16 protein-coding genes are annotated in these 18,627 nt (G+C 47.2%); 5 read left to right on the top strand and 11 right to left on the bottom strand.

Annotation, left to right across the window (positions count from 1 at the left end; translation table 11 throughout):
* Positions 1-48: 48 nt before the first annotated feature.
* Entirely contained in the window at positions 49-1,485 is a 1,437-nt protein-coding gene (gene cls / locus AR333_RS14320) for a cardiolipin synthase (RefSeq protein WP_253735861.1), read from the bottom strand.
* 239 nt (positions 1,486-1,724) lie between these two features.
* Here cls and AR333_RS14315 point away from each other — a divergent pair, with 239 nt between their 5' ends.
* A complete protein-coding gene (locus tag AR333_RS14315; protein ID WP_068776010.1) occupies positions 1,725-1,910 on the top strand; it encodes a hypothetical protein in 186 nt (61 codons plus the stop codon).
* A 102-nt stretch (positions 1,911-2,012) separates the two neighbouring features.
* Here the strand turns inward: AR333_RS14315 and AR333_RS14310 are convergent, their stop codons facing one another.
* Both AR333_RS14310 and AR333_RS14305 read right to left on the bottom strand, forming a co-directional pair.
* Positions 2,013-2,564 (bottom strand): hypothetical protein, encoded by a 552-nt coding sequence (locus AR333_RS14310; protein WP_068776009.1) that lies wholly within the window; start codon positions 2,562-2,564, stop codon positions 2,013-2,015.
* 230 nt (positions 2,565-2,794) lie between these two features.
* Positions 2,795-4,123, bottom strand: coding sequence for a Stk1 family PASTA domain-containing Ser/Thr kinase (locus tag AR333_RS14305; protein ID WP_068776008.1), 1,329 nt, complete (start codon positions 4,121-4,123; stop codon positions 2,795-2,797).
* Positions 4,124-4,863: 740 nt separating this feature from the next.
* On the opposite strand from AR333_RS14305, the gene AR333_RS14300 reads away from it, so the two are divergent.
* Both AR333_RS14300 and AR333_RS14295 read left to right on the top strand, forming a co-directional pair.
* The gene (locus AR333_RS14300; RefSeq protein WP_068776007.1) at positions 4,864-5,280 is read left to right on the top strand and encodes an organic hydroperoxide resistance protein; all 417 of its coding nucleotides are present in this window, start codon (positions 4,864-4,866) and stop codon (positions 5,278-5,280) included.
* Between the two features lie 117 nt (positions 5,281-5,397).
* On the top strand, positions 5,398-6,561 hold the full coding sequence (locus AR333_RS14295; RefSeq protein ID WP_068776006.1) for an iron-containing alcohol dehydrogenase: 1,164 nt from the start codon (positions 5,398-5,400) through the stop codon (positions 6,559-6,561).
* A gap of 109 nt (positions 6,562-6,670) precedes the next feature.
* Here the strand turns inward: AR333_RS14295 and AR333_RS14290 are convergent, their stop codons facing one another.
* Together AR333_RS14290 and AR333_RS14285 are read right to left on the bottom strand one after the other, a co-directional pair.
* Positions 6,671-7,180, bottom strand: coding sequence for a DNA-deoxyinosine glycosylase (locus AR333_RS14290; protein WP_068776005.1), 510 nt, complete (start codon positions 7,178-7,180; stop codon positions 6,671-6,673).
* A gap of 17 nt (positions 7,181-7,197) precedes the next feature.
* On the bottom strand, positions 7,198-7,863 hold the full coding sequence (locus AR333_RS14285) for a DUF421 domain-containing protein (RefSeq protein ID WP_253735843.1): 666 nt from the start codon (positions 7,861-7,863) through the stop codon (positions 7,198-7,200).
* 290 nt (positions 7,864-8,153) lie between these two features.
* Between AR333_RS14285 and xerS the strand changes: the two genes are divergently transcribed.
* Positions 8,154-9,239: a tyrosine recombinase XerS gene (gene xerS, locus AR333_RS14280; RefSeq protein ID WP_068776003.1), complete on the top strand. Its 1,086-nt coding sequence runs from the start codon at positions 8,154-8,156 to the stop codon at positions 9,237-9,239.
* Between the two features lie 103 nt (positions 9,240-9,342).
* Positions 9,343-9,891 carry a GNAT family N-acetyltransferase gene (locus AR333_RS14275; RefSeq protein ID WP_068776002.1) on the top strand — a complete coding sequence of 183 codons (549 nt, stop codon included), beginning with the start codon at positions 9,343-9,345 and terminating at the stop codon, positions 9,889-9,891.
* Positions 9,892-9,937: 46 nt separating this feature from the next.
* Here the strand turns inward: AR333_RS14275 and AR333_RS14270 are convergent, their stop codons facing one another.
* The 6 genes from AR333_RS14270 to AR333_RS14245 form a co-directional block, all read right to left on the bottom strand.
* Positions 9,938-10,765 carry a methyltransferase domain-containing protein gene (locus tag AR333_RS14270; protein WP_068776001.1) on the bottom strand — a complete coding sequence of 276 codons (828 nt, stop codon included), beginning with the start codon at positions 10,763-10,765 and terminating at the stop codon, positions 9,938-9,940.
* Between the two features lie 112 nt (positions 10,766-10,877).
* Positions 10,878-11,549, bottom strand: coding sequence for a YceI family protein (locus tag AR333_RS14265; RefSeq protein WP_068776000.1), 672 nt, complete (start codon positions 11,547-11,549; stop codon positions 10,878-10,880).
* A gap of 275 nt (positions 11,550-11,824) precedes the next feature.
* Entirely contained in the window at positions 11,825-13,030 is a 1,206-nt protein-coding gene (locus tag AR333_RS14260) for an MFS transporter (protein ID WP_068775999.1), read from the bottom strand.
* Between the two features lie 201 nt (positions 13,031-13,231).
* The gene (gene ilvD, locus AR333_RS14255) at positions 13,232-14,917 is read right to left on the bottom strand and encodes a dihydroxy-acid dehydratase (protein WP_068775998.1); all 1,686 of its coding nucleotides are present in this window, start codon (positions 14,915-14,917) and stop codon (positions 13,232-13,234) included.
* Positions 14,918-15,034: 117 nt separating this feature from the next.
* Complete coding sequence (locus AR333_RS14250) at positions 15,035-15,766, bottom strand: phosphonate ABC transporter ATP-binding protein (protein WP_068775997.1); 732 nt, start codon at positions 15,764-15,766, stop codon at positions 15,035-15,037.
* A gap of 207 nt (positions 15,767-15,973) precedes the next feature.
* Positions 15,974-18,436: a glycosyl hydrolase family 18 protein gene (locus AR333_RS14245; RefSeq protein WP_068775996.1), complete on the bottom strand. Its 2,463-nt coding sequence runs from the start codon at positions 18,434-18,436 to the stop codon at positions 15,974-15,976.
* Between the last annotated feature and the right edge of the window lie 191 nt (positions 18,437-18,627).

Here is an 18,627-nt window from a genome sequence, read left to right as displayed (position 1 = left end):
CACTGTATAGCAAGAAATCCGGTAACTTCAGATCTATAGTCTTCAGTTCTATAGAATCGGAGAGATAAGTCGGGCTAGCGATTCTTTAAACCTGGCCGGCAGCGAGCGGTTCCGGAACATAGCGGGTGTGAATTCCGAGCAGTCAAGCATGTCTTTCTCGAAAATCTTCTTCTGCCGCGCAGCGGTTTCCGTATCGTAAATAAAAGCATTCACTTCAAAATTCAGCTTAAAACTGCGGATATCAACGTTAGCTGTTCCGATTGAAGCTACTTTGCCGTCAATAACAATCGTTTTTGCATGAAGGAAGCCTTTTTCGTATAAGAATCCTTTCACGCCCAGGTTTAGCAGTTCCCCCAGATAAGATGTTGTAGCCCAGTAAACCATTTTGTGATCGGGAACCGAAGGGATCATGATGCGGATGTCCACACCCGCCAAGGCCGCCATTTTAACAGCTGTCATCAGACTCTCATCCGGGATAAAATAAGGGGTTTGGATATAGATGCTCTCTTTGGCTGCATAAATCATCTTGAGATACCCGTTGCGAATCTGCTCCAATTCACTGTCCGGACCGCTGGATACAATTTGTACCCCTACATGTCCGTTGAAAGGAATACGCGGATAATAGCGGGCTTCGGGTTTAACGGAGTTTGTCGAAGCAAGGTTCCAATCCATAAAAAACTGCGCCTGCATTTGGAGAACCGCACTTCCCTCAATTTTCAAATGAGTGTCACGCCAGTATCCAAAGCGCTGGAGAAGCCCCAAGTACTCGTCCCCGATATTGAATCCCCCGATGAAGCCAACTGCCCCGTCTATGATTGCGAGTTTCCTGTGGTTACGGTAATTGAACCGGAAGTTCAGGTAAGGGATTTTCGAAGGGAAGAAGACGGCTACCTCGCCACCCGCTTCAACCAGCGGACGAAAGAAAGATTTAGGCAGCCAGACACTCCCGATATCGTCATACAGGAATCGTACCTTAACTCCCTCTCTTGCTTTGGCCGTCAGCGCTTCAAGAATCCGTTGTCCCAGCCGATCGTCCTTCACGATGTAATACATGAGATGGATATGATTAGTAGCTTTCCGTATGGCATCTAGCAAAGCATTGAATTTACGATCCCCGTCGGTATAGGTAACCACTTCGTTATCCTGCGTGTAGACGGCGGCACTGCTGGATAAATTCATATAAATCAAATCTTGATAATCCGCCATAAGCGGATCTTTATATTGAATTTCACTTTCCCGGAAACCTTGCCGCTGCCCTTCAATAATCGCTTCAATGTCTTTTTGATTAAATTCTTTCAGTTTGTAGATTTTTCGGCGGCTCAGGTTCTGACCAAAAACCAAGTAGAGAAAAAATCCGAAGCCCGGTAGAAAAACGAGAACCATTACCCAGGCCCAAGTTACGCCGGGGTTCTTTCTTTCCAAAAAAACCACAGCTGCGGCAAACAGCAAGTTCAGTATAGGGATTAAGGAGTAGATATGCTGCATAATTTCCAAGATGACTAACCTCCGTAAACTAGTGTTCCCGAACATCCAAGTATTAGAACCCTACATGATCATACCTTATTTTACCCAGTTTCAAAACGAGGTTTCGAGTTATTATGCAAAATTTCTATGAAATATGCGATTATTCGTCTTTAAACGACAGTCTGATCTTTTGGTATTATGCCATATTCGAATAATTTGTTATCATGGAATTCAAGAAGAAGGAATGGGAGGTAAAATTCATGCGGACGGCGGATCAAGTGAGAAGGAAATTAACGGAGTTAACTAAACAGAAACAATTTATTCAGCAGCAGCTTGACAAGGATAAAGAGAATTCTGTCCTTACAATTCAAATCGAGAAATTAGAAGATATGACGATGATGCTGGAGTGGGTTTTAAACGAACCCTCCGGTAGTTATCACGGATAATTCATACCGTTAATAATTTTGACAGCAACAAAAAACCCGCTGAATAAGCGGGTTTTTGCAGGTCCTCCTTATTTGCAGGTTCTCCTTATAAGATAGAATATCTTACATAAAAATTTCTTTGCGAAATTGCAATCTTATCTGACGCAGAATCAATTCGGCATCGAACAGCTCCTTGAGTACAAAACATACGGAGCCGCTGGAAATCAGATGCGTCTCCTTAACAGGATACAGATCTTGAGGCAGCTTAATGGGATCCAAGTACCCCGAGGCAGTCTGACTGGATTCGAATCCGGTGTAGACAATTTTCCTCTGAGTTTCCAGATGATCAATTTGTTTTTCCAGAGGCTCACCGGCCCCATCCTGTTCTTCAGATTCAAGCACGACATTTGCGGGAGCAAGCAGCTGCTGGTAAGCAATAAGTTCATTCCGGTAGGTCCAAGCACTGACACGCCGGATGACCGGTTCTGTAGTCTTTAGGACAGATTGAATATCTGGTTGTATCCCTGAACCCGGTATAACTTGATGGTCGATTAAACGAAAAGATAGTTTGTCCTGCAAAAGGATCTCCAGCATATTGACAGAGGATCCTTCTGAATGCGTAAGCAATTTGAAGATATTGCGTTCATTGCCCCATACCGACCATTCCTTTTCCACTCGCCTCTGTCCTTTCTCTATTTAACCTTATTTTACAATAATGGTAATCGATTACCACTTAATCCGAAAGGACTCATATGTCTTTTGAAGGGGTAAAATCCTTTGCTGCGGGGCCACTTATAGAGTGGACAAAATAAACGGGCTGCCCTCCAGATCAATTCGATCTAGAGGGCAGCCCGTTGTTGTTAAATTATCATATTTCGGATCGCTTATGATTTCAGTCCTGGGAACTAAGTACCCTTGCTAACCCAGAAGGTTATCGTGTCTCCCTTGGCAGCCGGAGTATTGGGACCCGGTTCCTGTCTGAAGACCTTTCCTTTTTCCTGTTCGTTTGGCTCCAGGAAAAATTTATATCTCATCCCTGCTTCAACGGCGAGCTTCTCCGCTTCGCTCTGTGATAACCCGACAAGATTCGGCACCTCACCCGCTACTGCTTCAGTTGGCGTCGCGGTCGGTGTCGGTGAAGTTGTATTCACTGTAGGCGATGGAACCGGAGGCGCAGGCGTTGCCGCCGGATTCGGATCTGCCTGCTGCTCAGGCGCATCGGGCAGGCCGAGGTACATAAAGCCTGCAATGGCGAGTAAAAGCACTGCGGCTGTTCCCAGCACCCAAATCGTCCGGCTCAGCGCAATCCGATTCTTGGGCACATCCTCCTCCGCCCGCTCCTTTACGGGAGTCCTCTGCTGCGGGCTTCGTGTTCTAACCGCCGCTGCTTCTTCACGTGCGGGCTCTGCATACGGAGCGGCAGGTGCGCTCCTGCGCGGAGGCACATTCTCCCGGCTTGGCGCATCCTCCCTCGCCGTTGAAGCTTCACGCTCCACGATAGGAGCGGCGGTATATGATACTTGCTTCGGCGGAGCCGTCTCATTCTTCTCCAGCGCTATAATCTCCCGCAGGTTAAAGGTAAACGAAGAAAGCGATACTTCTTCTCTGAAGACACGTCTTGCCAAAGCAAGGAAAGCCTCTTTCTGAGCGGAAGTTAGTCCATCCAGACTCGGAATCAAATTCGACTGATATTGCTCAAAATTGCTTGGCGCCTGTCTCGAATGTGTGCATATCTGGTACAACAAAGTGCACAATCCGAGTGATCCACGCTGGACTAACTTACCCGGTGACCAGTAATTCATCACTTTAAGCCCGTTATACTCGGTCAGCCACATATTCTCTGCTGTAACGGAGTACCCCGAGATCTGCTCTTCCATGGCTTCCTGCATGCCTTTACCCAGTTCAAAGATAGCGGCTAAGACCTCATTGCCTCTCATCTGGTGGCGGCCAAGCCGCGCTAACAGCGGATTTCCTTTCTGCGCGGTAAGTACAGCATACAAGTGATGATCTGTAACACCCGCATTTAGAATATGAAAAAAACGTTCGTCCGAAAATTGCGCCGCTTGTCCCAGTACGCGCAAATAATCCGAAGCAAAATCGTCTCCAGTTTTCTCAACCATAAGAAGAAATACATCCCGATGCAAAGACAGGTCTTTCCCTGCATACATGACGCCATCCGCTAAAGGATGAACCGGTTCAAAAAGCACGTACCGCTCCCCTATGCGTTGTTCCATTTTAACAGCCCCCCGTCCGTGCCTGCTTGATTCATTCATATTAAGTATACTATTCGAAAGAAAATTGTGATTTGGGTGCTGAATCAAGCGTCCCACGTGTCATTATGCCTGAATACGAGCAAAATAGCAAAAAGAATACCCCTCTTTTTCCCTTGGAAATTACTTCTTGTGCAAACCATCGCGAGCGGGGCCGGAGAATCTTCAACTGAGCTTATTCAAAATGAGCTTATATTAATAATTATACCCATATGAGCACATAACGATCACTTTGTTTCCTCACATCCGCCTAGGTGATAATCCTACTGCCGTACATAATTGTCCCTCTTTCTGAAATACTATAGAGAGTCTTCCTGTTCGAGTAAGAAACAAAATGTTTAGGCTGTTGTGTATCGGATTCTTATCTTGCCCGGAAGCCTCTTCTATCTTACGCCTATCCGGCGCTCATCATGTCAATGCTGCTCACGCCCGCTTGATCGGGTATGGCGGCAAATTACACTGTTGCAGTAATGCCTTACACCTTATATATCAATTGCTGGTCTCATCGCCAAGGACAGGCATCTAGATCCGATATAGCCCTAAATAAACCAAAATCAAACACATGTTCCCCACTCCGTGTTTCGGGCATTTTCCTGCTCTCTCAGCTGGCTGGCCCTTGACAGTAAGTTTCAACATTCTTTCGTTGCTTTAAGAAATAGAGGACTTATTATAACAAAATCCCTTATCCGGAAGGAGTTTTTCTCATGAAAACCATGTATACGACAAGTGCAACTGCTGAAAATGGACGCAAAGGACGGGTAGCTACTCCAGACGGTAAACTTGATTTGCAGCTCAGCATGCCAAAGGAAATGGGTGGAGATGGTGGCCCTGGAACGAACCCCGAACAATTGTTCGCTTCCGGTTATTCCGCTTGTTTCCTGAGTGCCGTTGAACTGGTAGCCAAGAAAAAAGGAATTCCGGTAGATAACGGTAAGCTTACAGCAGAAATTTCAATTGGTAAAAATGACGATGGCAGTCTTCAACTTGCAGCCAAACTTCAGCTGTCTGTCCCAGGTCTTGAGCAAAGTCAAATCGAAGAGCTGCTGCAAGAAGCTCATCAAGTATGTCCTTATTCCCGGGCAACCCGCAACAATATTGATGTAGAGCTGGCCGCTGTGTAATACGGTTGCCTCCTTCGACCAAAGCGTTTGCTGGAATCCCCCTGCATCCATGCGCTACAATAGAAGGGAACTAATCCGGCGGAATCGCCAATTCGTATAGTCAGAAGGAGTAGAATAATGAATCCTTTTATATTTTATAATCCGACTAAATTAATCTTTGGCCGCGGTCAGCTGGAACAGCTTCCTAAGGAACTGTCCGCATATGGCAATAAGGTCCTGCTCGTCTATGGCGGTGGCAGTATTAAGCGTAACGGCGTCTACGATCAGGTTACGGGGCTTCTGAAAGGAATGGAAGCCGAGATCCATGAGCTGTCAGGCGTAGAGCCTAATCCCCGTCTCAGTACAGTAGAACGCGGTGTAGAAATCTGCAAAGCGCAGCAAATCGATGTGCTCCTTGCAGTAGGCGGCGGCAGTGTCATCGATTGTACCAAAGCAATAGCAGTTGGTGCCAAATATGAAGGCAGCATGTGGGACTTCGTGAAGCGGAAGGCTTTGCCTGAGGATGCACTGCCATTTGGCACCGTTCTTACTTTAGCCGCTACCGGCTCCGAAATGAATTCCGGTTCGGTTATTACGAACTGGGACACCCAGGAAAAGCTCGGCTGGGGATCTTCCTACGCATTCCCGAAATTCTCGATTCTCGATCCGGAATTTACGGCATCGGTTCCTGAAGATCAGACCGTATATGGAATGGTAGATATTATGTCTCATGTGCTGGAACAATATTTCCATCATACCCCGCACGCACCGGTTCAGGATGGACTTGCCGAAGCGCTTCTGAAGACCGTTATTTCTACAGCCCCCAAGCTGATCGCAGATCCAACGAATTTTGAGCACCGTGAAATCATCCTATATAGTGGAACCATGGCGCTTAACGGTTTGCTGGCAATGGGGATTAAAGGCGACTGGGCTACGCACAATCTGGAGCATGCCGTGTCTGCGGTATATGATATTCCGCACGGAGGCGGTCTGGCGATCCTCTTCCCTAATTGGATGAACCATGTGCTGGGTGAGAATGTCGGCCGCTTCAAACAATTCGCTGTTCATGTGTTCGACATTGATCCGGCCGGTAAGAGCGATCGTCAGGTGGCGGAAGAAGGCATTCAGGCCCTGCGTGACTTCTGGACATCCATTGGCGCTCCAAGCCGTCTTGCGGATTATAAGATCGACGACAAGAATTTCGATGTGATGGTAGATCGCACGCTTTTTAACGGTCCATTCGGCAACTTTAAACGATTAGACCGAGAAGATGTATTAGCCATTTATCGCGCTTCTTTATAAAAAGTAACAAGTAAAGCCCGGCAGATTTTGACGTTAGTCAAAGCCTCCGGGCCTTTTCAGTATTTTGTTCAGACTTTCAATTTCAGACTTTCAATACATGTTCATTTCTTTATCCCAAATCAGCAGGTCTGTTTGGCCAGAGTTCCTGCCAAGCTGCCAATTTCCGCTGCCACCCAATTGCGTTAGCGGGACTGGATGAGGGCAGGCGTACAAAAGTCCGGTCTTCTTTAAGCTGCGCAGCATTCAAGGTATAACGATTAAACAGCTTCTCGGCCGCCGCTCCGTTAAATAAGACAGTTCTAATACGGGGATATCGTGAGAATAGTTCCTCGAAATCGTTACTGGCCGCTTCCCGGATGTTCGAATCCAAGCTCCCGGCTCTTTCACAAGCAGCAAGCACATCCCATAGTGCAATTCCCCGGATGCTCACCCATTCCATCCGCTCTTCATAACGTTCAGGAATTTCTGCTCCATAAAGAGCGGCCAGCAGCTTCCAGAAATCATTGCGCGGATTCCCATAGTACTGCTGTTTCGTTAATGACTGTTCTCCAGGCATCGAACCCAGAAGAAGTATAGAGCTGTTCTTATCTATCACTGGTGCAAAACCTACACATTTCATTTGATTGTGACTCCCCCTTATCTGCCCCATCCGCTCGCATAAAGGCCGTACTCGTTGTGCCACTCCGCATAGAAAACTTCACTGATTTTATAGTATCCGTTCAAACGAAGCCGCTCGCTAAGCCAAGCCTCATCCCGACCTATTCTATCTAACTCCTTGTGCTTGACCTTCCCCTCTTCTACTAGTGGTACCGGAAGTTGGGCATGTTCTTTAGGCAGCTTGAGGTCCTCTCTAACGACGGATTCGTAAGAAGATTTTTTAAGAACACTAATGGAACTGTTATTTTCAAAAATGGCATAGGCAACCTCGTGCATAGAAAATATGCCCTGCTCCCGCAGCAGCATTAGCAGCTGTTCCAAGTCCAAATGGGTCGTTTTCAGCCGGTCCGTCTGAAGAATTCTATTCTCAATCACGACGGCAGGTTTGCCTTCAAGCGCTTTCCTGAGTTTTTTGTAACGCTGGGTAACTTTTTCGAATACGAGAGAAAGTACCGTCCAGAATGCTAACGTATACAGCAGCTCTACATATTTAATTTCCTTATCATAGATGGTATCACCCACAAGCTCACTGAGCAGGAGAGCCGATACAAAATCAAATGGCGTTAACTGAGAAATTTCTTTCTTGCCGAGGAGTCGTGTTATGGCCCATAAGCCGATAAAACCGGTAGTTAATTTAATACTCATATACAGCCGGTAGTTAATTTAATACTCATATACAGGTAGTCCATAGAATTGACCCCGCTTTCCTTATTGTAGCAGCATCTTCATTACAAGAGCTACTTTCCAATAACCGAAATACAGCTGCTGCAAACAGAATGCCCTGCGCCCGCAGTTTCGTTTATAATAGGAATACAGGTTTATAGAAATGCATTCATGCAGATACGAAAAATAGTTTACATAATAATTATTATGTAGCTAATTATTTATCTTTTCCTTTTCACGTATATCCAGTTCCCTATATTGAGGTGCAGCACATGAATATTCAAAAACAAAAAGACAGAGAAGAACTCGATAAAAGAATACCTGCTATGCCCTGGTATATAGAAAAATTTATTAACCATAAACTACCGGACCTCTCTCCTTCTACCCTGCTCGAATATGTACGGGATTACGATATGTTCTTGTCCTGGCTTATGGCCGAGGGTTTAACCCAAGCGGAGAAGATGACCCATATCCCCCTGGATGATCTAGAAAAGCTTCATATGGAAAGCGTTGATCACTACAGGGCTTTTCTGGCTACGAAGAAAGATCAGGCTAATACTAAAATCACCATCAACCGCAAAATTTCGTCGCTGCGTTCACTTTTTCATTACTTGAGCCAAATTGCGGAAGATGAACATTATTATCCGCTGTTAAAGCGGAATGTGATGGCCAAAATTGAGATTAAACGTACGAATAAAGCTAAAGACCTTGCGGGCAAACTTGAGGGAAAATTACTTCAAGAGAATGAGATTTTTGATTTTATCGATTATATTCGGAGCGGGTATGAACAGGATATCGCCAAGAACAAACAAGCCTTATATGCCTATGAGCTTAATAAAACGCGTGATGCATGCATCGTTAGTCTTATTCTGCATTCCGGTCTGCGTGTTTCTGAAGTCGTAAATCTGACGATCGATGATCTGGATATGAAAAAAAGAACCGTCTACGTGTACCGTAAAGGGAACAACGACGGTTCATTCAAGACACGGGTGTTTTTCCGGCAGGAAGCGGTCGATGATCTCGCCTGCTATTTGCAGCTCCGGGAAACCCGTTATAACTGTCCCAAGAAAGAAAAGGCTCTTTTCCTCACCGTTCCCAATGGTCAAAAAGAAGGAAAGATCATGACCAAACGGGCAATCCAGGAAATGGTGATTAAGTATGCTAAACGCTTTGGCAAGCCATTCTTGAGCGTACATAAGCTGCGGCATTCTTTTGCAACGGACTATTACCTGCAGAATGATCTCTACAAAACACAGGAACAGCTGGGACATGCCTCTTCCGATACGACTCAGATCTATGCGCATCTAACCGATAAAACCATGGAAGAAGCCATCGACAAACGCAAAGAAGATGCTTAAAGTATGCGGTATATGGAAATAATTTAATTAACGCTCTATATAATTAACTATATTAATAATATGATAATCAAGCAGCATGCCTAGACTTCAAGGAGGATTAACCATGCATTATAGAGGAAGTCAATTCTTTTTGAGACCGTATGTTTTGGAAGATGCGGATGCAATAAGTGATTTGATGGTTCGCAATCGTGACCTGTTCGATCCCTTTACCCCTACCCGTAACGAATCTTACTATACAGCGGCAGAGCAGCGAAAGAATATCGAGCTCTGGACGCAAGCCAGAGAAGCGGATGAACGGTATTCATTCGGTATTTTTGCGGCAGCAACGGATCAGCTGATTGGAGATATTTCTTTATTCGAGGTGGCCCGCGGGCCCTTGCAGAAATGCATGCTGGGGTACTGTCTGGACATGAAGTATAACGGCAAAGGAATCGTATCAGAGGCCGTTCGTGTAATCGTGAACTTCGCATTCGAAGAAGCCGGTTTTCACCGGATTGAAGCGGGTGTGCAGCCGCGTAATAAGGGTTCCATAAGAGTATTGGAGAAAGCCGGATTCCAAAGAGAAGGCCTTGCCCGTAAAAATGTCAAAATTCATGGTGAATGGCAGGATCACTATATTTACGCCATACTGGAGGAAGACATACTCAAGTAAGAGGGGATTCCCGCCAGACAAAATCAAAAGACAGCCCTTGGCGAGTTCATGCCTTACGGGTTGTCTTTTTTCTCATTTTGGCATTCATTTTGTTAGCTGCCGCTTTGGACTTCCTTCCTTTCCGGTTCTTTCCTACCGGTTCAATACCCGAAAATTCTGATTTCTGCACTGGAAGCACTGAGCCGGAATCATGCTGGAAAAGGCTCGAATTGTTTGCAGAATCTGCGGCAAGTTCTCTATCGCGTACACGCCGTTCGGTCAAACACAAAGGCTCCAAATACGTATGCTGAGCCAACTCCTCCAGTTCCTCCGCTGTAATGGGTTCTTTAGCTGCGACAAAATAATACAAGATTTCATCCACTACATTGAGACTGGATTGTCTTAGCGCGCGCTTGTCTTCCTCATCATAAATTGGGGACTGGTACGGCGGCATATAATAAAATTCACATTGAAGAAGTCTGAAATCAATCCCGCCTCTGCCTTCCCTATCACCGCCTGCAAGAGGTTCGATGATATATTGATTCTGCTGTATTGGGTTGTACAAATACATTTCGTCCGTTAAATACCGGGGAAGATGCTCATCAAAATAAGAACGGAAATACGGATTAGTCAAATGGTAAGAGGTATGTGCGTACGGGGCCAAAATACAAACGATAGCTTTATGCCTGCATACCCGGTAAATTTCACGCATGATCCCCATCAAATCATCCATGTATTCCAGTGATCGGCTTGCCATAACAAAGTCGACCGAATGATCTTCGCAAGGAATCCCCGTGTTCAAGTCGCACTCTACATCAACACCTGGCAGTGAAATTCTATCGAGTCCGATAAAGCCAGGATGTTTGCGTGAGCCGCATCCCAAATCGATCTTCATCTTATTCGCTCCCATCCCTGCTGATATTATTACGGTATGGACGAAACCGGAGTTTGGTATAGGTCAAGCGCCGATGGGTCGTAAAATATGTGCGAGAACGGTCTCACGTCTCCTAATTTGTAAGCGTATCCCCTTCGCCTAGTACAAACTGTACACTAAGTTTAGTTTCATTGATTTCTTTGGATTCCGGATCTAGAATATTGGTGATCCCGAAATCTTGAATATTAATTTCACCTGTTCCATTCACATAAATTTGATTGTTGCGGTGCAGTACCTCCACTGGAAATATGACTTTCTGAGAAACATTACGAACCGTTAATGTACCTTCAATACTCATCGTATTAGGTTTGCCTTCTATCCAGCTTCGATTCCAATTCTCCACCTTATCGAGTTGAAACGTTACTTCCGGATACGCTTTCACATAAAAGTAAACCCAATCTTTCAAAGTTTCATCCCTATACCGATTTCCTGTATTCAGTGTTGAAATATCCGCTCGAACCTCACCCTTCATGAGTTCAGGACTTCGGACATTAAGAGTCCAATAACCGGATATCACAGGAAAATCAATTAATAAAGACTCTAACTCTGAATTAACGAGAAGCTTTACTGTAGATTCAGGCTGGATTTTCCAGGTTCTTTCCATATGCTCCAGCGTAAGCGTATCCCCATCGGATACTTTTAATCTGAAATCCAGGCTTTTGGTATAGGTGAGATAACCCAGCATACTCCCGGCAACGAGAATGGCCCCGATTGTCCCGATCCACCAACTGCGACTCCGATCCAACGCTTATCCCACCCTTCTTGCATAAATTTAACATCTTATTATTAACATATTATTAATTATGTAAACTGTTGATTTGTATCTTCCCCTCGCTAATTAGGTAAATTGTCCCAGTGTACTAATTCGATATGTTTTTAGTAATCCCCTTTTTCTCCAACAAATTCTTTTAATAATCAAATTTACTCCATTTAGTATGAAAAGAGCCAACCAGAATTGTTCTGGTTGGCTCTAAATGCTAGACAGCCGGCGCTGTGGACGGCTTATTTGTATGAAACGGATCAGCCTTCATTCACGGAAGGACTTAACTTGCTTCTTTTGGTCCAGGCTGCTGAGACACCGAATGAAATGATCAATACTAATGCCCCAAACAAGTAAGGTAGGTCTACATGCTCATCAAACAATATTCCTGCAATCGCAGGTCCGAAAATATTCCCGAGACTCATATAGGCGTTGTTCATTCCGGCTACAAATCCTTGTTCATTCCCTGCCATTTTGGAGATTAATGTATTGATAGCCGGGCGCATGACAGAAGTTAGCGTGAAGAACAGCATTGTAATGATCAGGACATACCAGAAGTTTCCTGAGAACAGCATGATAACAAGTGAAAGCGCGGATAACAGGAGCGTGACATTAATCAGTTTCTTTTCTCCGAACTTGGTAATCAGTTTGTTAATCAGCAGGCCTTGGATAATAGCTCCCACCAAAGCACCAAATGTAATCAGGATGGAAATATCACGTATCGAATAAGCGTATTTCTTGTCGACATAGAGGGAAAACACCGCTTCAAAGTTAGCCAGGCCGAACGTCATCGCAAAAACGAGCAGCAGCAGAATGAAGTAAGGTGCCGAGAACGATCTGGCCATCTGTGCAAAAATATTTTCCTTCACGACGACTTTGTTCTGGTTCTCTTTCAGTTGTGCCCGTGAGAGAGATTCAGGAAGCAGCAGGGCGGAACCGATCAAAGCCAAGGTTCCTACTGCGGTAGATACGTAGAAGGGCGCACGCAGACCCAGATCCGCCAGGAAACCGCCGATACCCGGCCCGATTACAAAGCCGAGCGACATCGCAGCGCCGAGAAGCCCCATCCCCTTGCCTCGCTTCTCCTCCGTCGTAACGTCTGCAATGTAAGCCATCATAGACGGGATCATGGCCGCCGCACTAATACCGCCAATGAGCCGTGAGACATAGAGCAGCCAAATTTGTGATGCGGTAGCGAACAGAAGATTGGAAATGGAGAAAAGCAACAATCCGGCTACAATCATTTTCTTACGGCCGTATTTATCGGACCACTCTCCTGCAATCGGTGAAAAAACAAACTGGGTTAATCCGAAGGCGGCGATTAAGTATCCAGCAGTTTTGCCTCCTGCATTAAACTCTCTTAAAAAATCGGGTAAGACAGGAATGACTAACCCTATACCCAGCATAGCGATAAACATATTGATCATGAGTATGACCAGTGGTGAACTTCGGTCTTTCATTGACATAATGGAGTCTCCAATCTTAGTTCTCCGTTTATACGGAAGAACTGCTTCTCTTTTTATTACAGAAGTATAGCCTACCAAATATCTCCCAGTCAATTAATAAAACGGTAAAGATTAATTCTAACCATTCTTTCGGATGGAGTGCATAAAAAGAGTCCCGGCAAACCCGGGACTCTACTGGATGTATATAGGGATGTAGTCCGATTAAATTTTCATAACGCCGCCGGTGCTGGCACTGGTTACGAGCTTTGAATACCGGGCAAGATAGCCGGTTTTAACTTTAGGCTCGAAGCCTTTCCAGTTCTTACGGCGCGCTTCCATCTCTTCGTCACTGATTTGCAGTTCAATCTTGCGGTTGATCAGATCCAGCTCGATAATATCGCCATCCTCAACGAAAGCGATCGGGCCGCCTTCCGCTGCTTCAGGAGAGATATGACCGATGCTGATTCCGCGTGAAGCTCCCGAGAAGCGGCCGTCAGTGATCAGGCCTACTTTGGCGCCGAGGCCCATTCCGACGATCTGGGAAGTCGGAGCAAGCATCTCCGGCATACCAGGGCCGCCTTTAGGTCCTTCGTAGCGGATAACGACTACGTGACCCTCTTTGACGTGGCCGTTCGCGATGCCGTAGAGAGCATCATCCTGCGAGTCGAAGCAGATCGCAGGGCCAACGTGGCGTCCGCCGACAGATGCATCAACTGCGCCGACTTTGATGATACTGCCGTTCGGTGCCAAGTTACCGAACAGAACCGCAAGACCGCCGCGCTCGGAGTGCGGATTGTCCAGACCATGAATAACATCATGGTTAAGAATCTCGCAGCCGGCTACGTTCTCGGCAAGTGTCTTGCCTGTTACGGTGATGCGGTCACCGTGGATAGCTCCCGGTTTCTTCAGCAGTTCGTTGATTACGGCGCTGACGCCGCCAGCTTCATGGATATCTTCGATATGCCAATCGGATGCCGGAGCGACTTTGGAAAGATGCGGTACACGGTTAGCCACTTCATTGATACGTTCGATCGGGTATTCGAAGCCCGCTTCGTGTGCAAGAGCCAGGGTGTGCAGAACGGTATTCGTAGACCCGCCCATTGCCATATCCAGCGCAAAAGCATTGTCAATGGCTTCAATTGTCACGATGTCACGCGGTTTGATATCCAGCTCGATCAGTTTCATCAGCTGTTTCGCGGATTCTTTGACAAATTCTTTACGTTCCGGAGCTACGGCAAGGATCGTACCGTTACCCGGCATTGCCAGCCCCAGCGCTTCACATAGGCAGTTCATCGAGTTAGCCGTGAACATGCCTGAGCAAGAACCGCAAGTCGGACAGCCATATTGTTCAAGCTCAAGCAAAGCCTTGTCGTCGATTTTACCAACCTGGTAAGCGCCTACGCCTTCGAATACCGATGTCAGCGAGATGGAACGGCCGTTGCTGTCTTTACCGGCTTTCATCGGACCGCCGCTTACGAACATGGTCGGAATGTTAACACGGAGAGCGCCCATCATCATGCCCGGCGTGATCTTGTCGCAGTTCGGGATGCAGACCATTCCATCGAACCAGTGAGCGGATACGACCGTTTCGAGGGAGTCAGCAATAATCTCACGGCTTGGCAGAGAATAACGCATGCCGATATGGCCCATGGCAATTCCGTCATCGACACCGATTGTATTGAACTCAAAAGGAACGCCGCCTGCTTCGCGGATCGCTTCTTTTACAATTTTACCGAATTCCTGGAGATGTACATGGCCTGGAACAATATCAATATAAGAGTTGCAAACCGCGATAAACGGTTTGTCGAACTCGTCTTCTTTTACACCTGCTGCCCGCAGCAAGCTGCGGTGAGGAGCCCGGTCGAACCCCTTTTTGATCATATCACTTCTCATGCCTTTTTTAGCCATTGATGATTCCTCCTGCTTCTATCTGATAAGTGCATTACCGTTTTACTGCATTAAAAGAAATTGTATCATGTATGTCTCAATTTTCCTATCTTTTTTACGAGAGAATGTCGAAAAATATTAATCGAATATCTTATTGCGCTCTATAGAGGTCAGTCGGCGGCCGGCAATATCCAGTACAATTCTGCCTTCCTTAATGCCCCAAATCCGGCTTGCGTATTTCTCCGCGAACTCCAGATGGTGCAAGCTGGCGATGACTGTGACCTTCTCGCGTTTACAGAGATCGCGGAGATCGCTTAGCACGCTGTTCGCCGAGTCGGGATCAAGACCGGAGACAGGCTCGTCCGCGATGACAATCTTCGCGCCTTGCACGAGTGCCCGGGCGATAGCAATACGCTGGCGCTCTCCCCCGCTCAAATCTTGCGCTTTCATCTCCGCTTTATCCAGCAGGCCAACTTTCTCCAGATAATCCATCGCAAGTACATGCTCGTCTCTGGCATGGGTGCCGGTAAGTACACGCAGTGCAGATTTCTCATAAAAGCGCCCCTGCAGCACATTCTTGACCGCCGATTTCTTGAGATCCAGCGGGGCCTTTTCTTCCACATAGGCCCAATCTCGTTTAACTTTAAATTTCTCTATCATGCCAAGCGAAGTAATATCGCGGTCCTGGTAAATGAACTGGCCTTCATCCCATTTTTCTTTCAATGCGATGCATTTGAGCAGCGTTGTCTTGCCGCTTCCGCTTCCCCCGACGAGGCCGATCAGCTCACCTTCATCGATTTGGACACTTATTTTGGATAAGACCTCCTGGCCTGATTGCAGTGATTTGCTAAGATTACGAATCGTCAACATCCCGTATGCTCCCTCGTCTTCGTTAGGTGCACACGCTTACAGCTGCGTGCGTCAGCCTTTTTCGTTGCTCTTTCATTATAGCAAAAAACCCGCTTGAAGAGGAATGCTTTCAACATAACGGATTCAGACCCCTATAAGGAGAAAACCGCCTCTCCACAATTAAATGGAAGAGACGGCCTTGGATGAGTAAGCTCCTAGCAGTAATTATTACTTCTTAAGGCTCTGATTCAGCTGTTCACATTCGGCAGCCGTTACATTCTCCCCGCACACCGCTATCTGATCCTTTGGTTTGCCGTCGGAAATATCGGTTACCAGTCTGTTCCCGAGAATATGATGGAGTGCGTTAAGGTTGTAGCCGTTATCCTGCTCCAGCTGCCATCCGAAAATCCCGGCAAGGCCGTTATCTTTGGCGTACTGAGTTTTCAGTGCGACGGTACGCGGCGTCTCGATTGTCAGGAAGGAACCGACCGGATTTACAATGAAATCCGCATTGGATGCTTTGTCTGTATAGAGCTTATAGCCATTCCTAGGCTTCAGATCTTTATCCAGGAAGTTCTGATAAAGATCATAGCCCTCAATAACCCCTGCTTCCCATGACCCGACGCCCGCAATACCAAGCAGCAGATTTTTGCCTGTCGCATTGAGATCGCCGAACGTGGATTTACCGACCAAACCATTCTTGTATTCTGTGATGTCCCCGTTTTTAATCGCTTTGGCACGGTGGTAATTGGCAATTCCTATCATGATTTTATTCGCAGGCACGCCGTATCCCTTCAGGAGCCTGACGGTCTTATCCAACGATTGATCGACGGGTTTGCCGTCAGCATCCTTGGAATTCGGATTACTGTAAAGCGGAGTATGGTGTCCGAGATTCCGCTCCCAAGCACCGCTCAGATCGTAAGTCATGGCGTAGAGACGATTCAGGTATTTGCTTGCTTCGACCCAATTGATTTTTTTCAATTTGTCTTCCGTTGCCGGGATCGCGCTGGACAGGCGATATTCCTTGCCGGTACGTTTGGTGAGCCAATCCATTCCCGCCCGAAGCTCTTTCAGCAGCTGGACATAGTTCTGAGGATCGTCGGGACGTGACATTCCCGGAACAGCTCCGTCTGAGCCGGGATATTCCCAGTCGATGTCGATACCATCGAAATCAAACTGCTCAAGGAAACGGACGATGGAATCGACGAAAGCTTTGCGTCTTACCGGATCAGACGCCATCCAAGGGAAGCCCTCACTGAGCGTCCACCCTCCGACAGACAGATCCAGCTTCAGATGCGGATTCTCATTACGCAGCTTATAGAGGACGCCGAAGACACCCGCCACATCTTTAGGATCCAAGTCGTACATGCTTTCGGTGCCGGTTACCTTGCCGCCGGTCTGACCCGGCTGCGTGCGCAGGAAAGCGGCTTCAAAATCCGCAATGGCCATGGCGCCATCAGGCAGCTTGCTCTGCTTGCAGGTGCGGTTGACAGATGCAGGAGCCGTAATGGGAAGTCCAGGGTCCTGCGTGTTCACTGCGGCCGGGAAGCAGACTCCCGAGAAGCCGTATACCAGCCGGTTCACGTTCTTGACCGGCAATTTGTTGAAATCAAAACGGCGGCCGTAAATGGCCCAGTCGCCTAAATATTCAACGACCTCTTGTCCCGAGGTGATGTCGTAAGTATTATGCTGAAGCGGCAGTGTGCCTGGCGCAAGCTTGGATACGCGTCCGCCTGTATCCGCATTGAATCCGGGATGATTGCCGCCAGGGTCAGTGGCCGGATCAATTCCACCGCGCACCCCGCCGCTCCCCGTTCCCGACACCGGATGCGAAGCGGAGATGGCGCCGGTCGGATTAAGAAGGCCGGATTTGGCGTTACCGGTAGCGATGGAAGGTTCTCCATAGTTAATGTTGTTCGGGATTGATACCGGACACAGGTCGTTGTTGACTACTCCGGCTACTTCCCACAGGTTATAAATCGTATCATCAGGGGCAATTGCATGCACATCCGATTTTGCTCGGTATGCTTTTCCTTTGTAGCCTGCAATTTTCCCTTTGGAGTAGATCTTGGTCGCTACCCAGTCTGGCGCACAGAATGGAGTTGTCGGGTCCGGTGTGCCTGGGTTAGGCCCCGTTCCGCTCTCCAGCTTCCATAGAGTTGGCGCATTCGTAGGTTCCCAGCCCGGCAGGGACGTATGTGCGTAGATAACCTTATAGGTTTTGCCGTTATAAGTCACAAGGTCGCCTAACTTGTAGGCCGTATTGGATTTCCAGGCAGCAGGGCCAGTGCCGGGATCCGGAGTCGGGCTCGGAGTCGTACTTGGAGTTGGCGTCGGATTGGTACTTGGAGTAGGAGTAGGACCGGTACTTGGAGTAGGTGTTGGACTTGTGCTCGGAGTCGGGGTCGGACTTGTACTGGGGGTTGGGGTGGGACCCGGGGCCGTATATTTTTTCCAAAGAGCACCCGTGTTAGGCGGTTCCCAGCCATTAAGGGAGGTATGCGGCTGCACACACTCATAAGTTACATTGTTGTAAGTGACCAGGTCCTGGGCTTTATAAGCGGTATTGGGAGCCCAGTTTGTAACCGCTCCCATAGTAGGGGTGGGACTAAGCGGAACAATGCTGAATACTAAGGCGACCAGCAGCAGGAAGGGGAGTAATTTCTTTCCGAACGCATGTTTTACGTGCATTAAAAAAACTCCTTTCGCTATTTGGTTTCTTGGTCCTGTTTACAGTGGATAGTGGATCCCTTCACTCCTTTCCGCTTAGAATTGTATATAAGCTCCGGTAGTCGGAGGTTATACCGCCGTCTCAACTTCGTATGCTTTCAGTTTTGGGTACACAAGCATTTTTAACAAGGGGAAGATTACGCTTATGTAGG

Source organism: Paenibacillus sp. FJAT-26967, assembly GCF_001541095.1.
Lineage (GTDB): Bacteria > Bacillota > Bacilli > Paenibacillales > NBRC-103111 > Paenibacillus_F.
The sequence above is the reverse complement of the archived record's forward strand: the minus strand, read 5'-3'. Positions and strand labels throughout refer to the sequence as shown.

What these genes read in the sequence shown, in the direction of transcription:
- AR333_RS14245 (WP_068775996.1), bottom strand. Translation starts at nt 18,436, where the DNA reads ATGCACGTAAAACATGCGTTCGGAAAGAAATTACTCCCCTTCCTGCTG.
- AR333_RS14260 (WP_068775999.1), bottom strand. Translation starts at nt 13,030, where the DNA reads ATGTCAATGAAAGACCGAAGTTCACCACTGGTCATACTCATGATCAAT.
- AR333_RS14290 (WP_068776005.1), bottom strand. Translation starts at nt 7,180, where the DNA reads ATGAAATGTGTAGGTTTTGCACCAGTGATAGATAAGAACAGCTCTATA.
- AR333_RS14285 (WP_253735843.1), bottom strand. Translation starts at nt 7,863, where the DNA reads ATGAGTATTAAATTAACTACCGGTTTTATCGGCTTATGGGCCATAACA.
- AR333_RS14305 (WP_068776008.1), bottom strand. Translation starts at nt 4,123, where the DNA reads ATGGAACAACGCATAGGGGAGCGGTACGTGCTTTTTGAACCGGTTCAT.
- AR333_RS14275 (WP_068776002.1), top strand. Translation starts at nt 9,343, where the DNA reads ATGCATTATAGAGGAAGTCAATTCTTTTTGAGACCGTATGTTTTGGAA.
- cls (WP_253735861.1), bottom strand. Translation starts at nt 1,485, where the DNA reads ATGCAGCATATCTACTCCTTAATCCCTATACTGAACTTGCTGTTTGCC.
- AR333_RS14295 (WP_068776006.1), top strand. Translation starts at nt 5,398, where the DNA reads ATGAATCCTTTTATATTTTATAATCCGACTAAATTAATCTTTGGCCGC.
- ilvD (WP_068775998.1), bottom strand. Translation starts at nt 14,917, where the DNA reads ATGGCTAAAAAAGGCATGAGAAGTGATATGATCAAAAAGGGGTTCGAC.
- AR333_RS14270 (WP_068776001.1), bottom strand. Translation starts at nt 10,765, where the DNA reads ATGAAGATCGATTTGGGATGCGGCTCACGCAAACATCCTGGCTTTATC.
- AR333_RS14300 (WP_068776007.1), top strand. Translation starts at nt 4,864, where the DNA reads ATGAAAACCATGTATACGACAAGTGCAACTGCTGAAAATGGACGCAAA.
- AR333_RS14250 (WP_068775997.1), bottom strand. Translation starts at nt 15,766, where the DNA reads ATGTTGACGATTCGTAATCTTAGCAAATCACTGCAATCAGGCCAGGAG.
- AR333_RS14315 (WP_068776010.1), top strand. Translation starts at nt 1,725, where the DNA reads ATGCGGACGGCGGATCAAGTGAGAAGGAAATTAACGGAGTTAACTAAA.
- xerS (WP_068776003.1), top strand. Translation starts at nt 8,154, where the DNA reads ATGAATATTCAAAAACAAAAAGACAGAGAAGAACTCGATAAAAGAATA.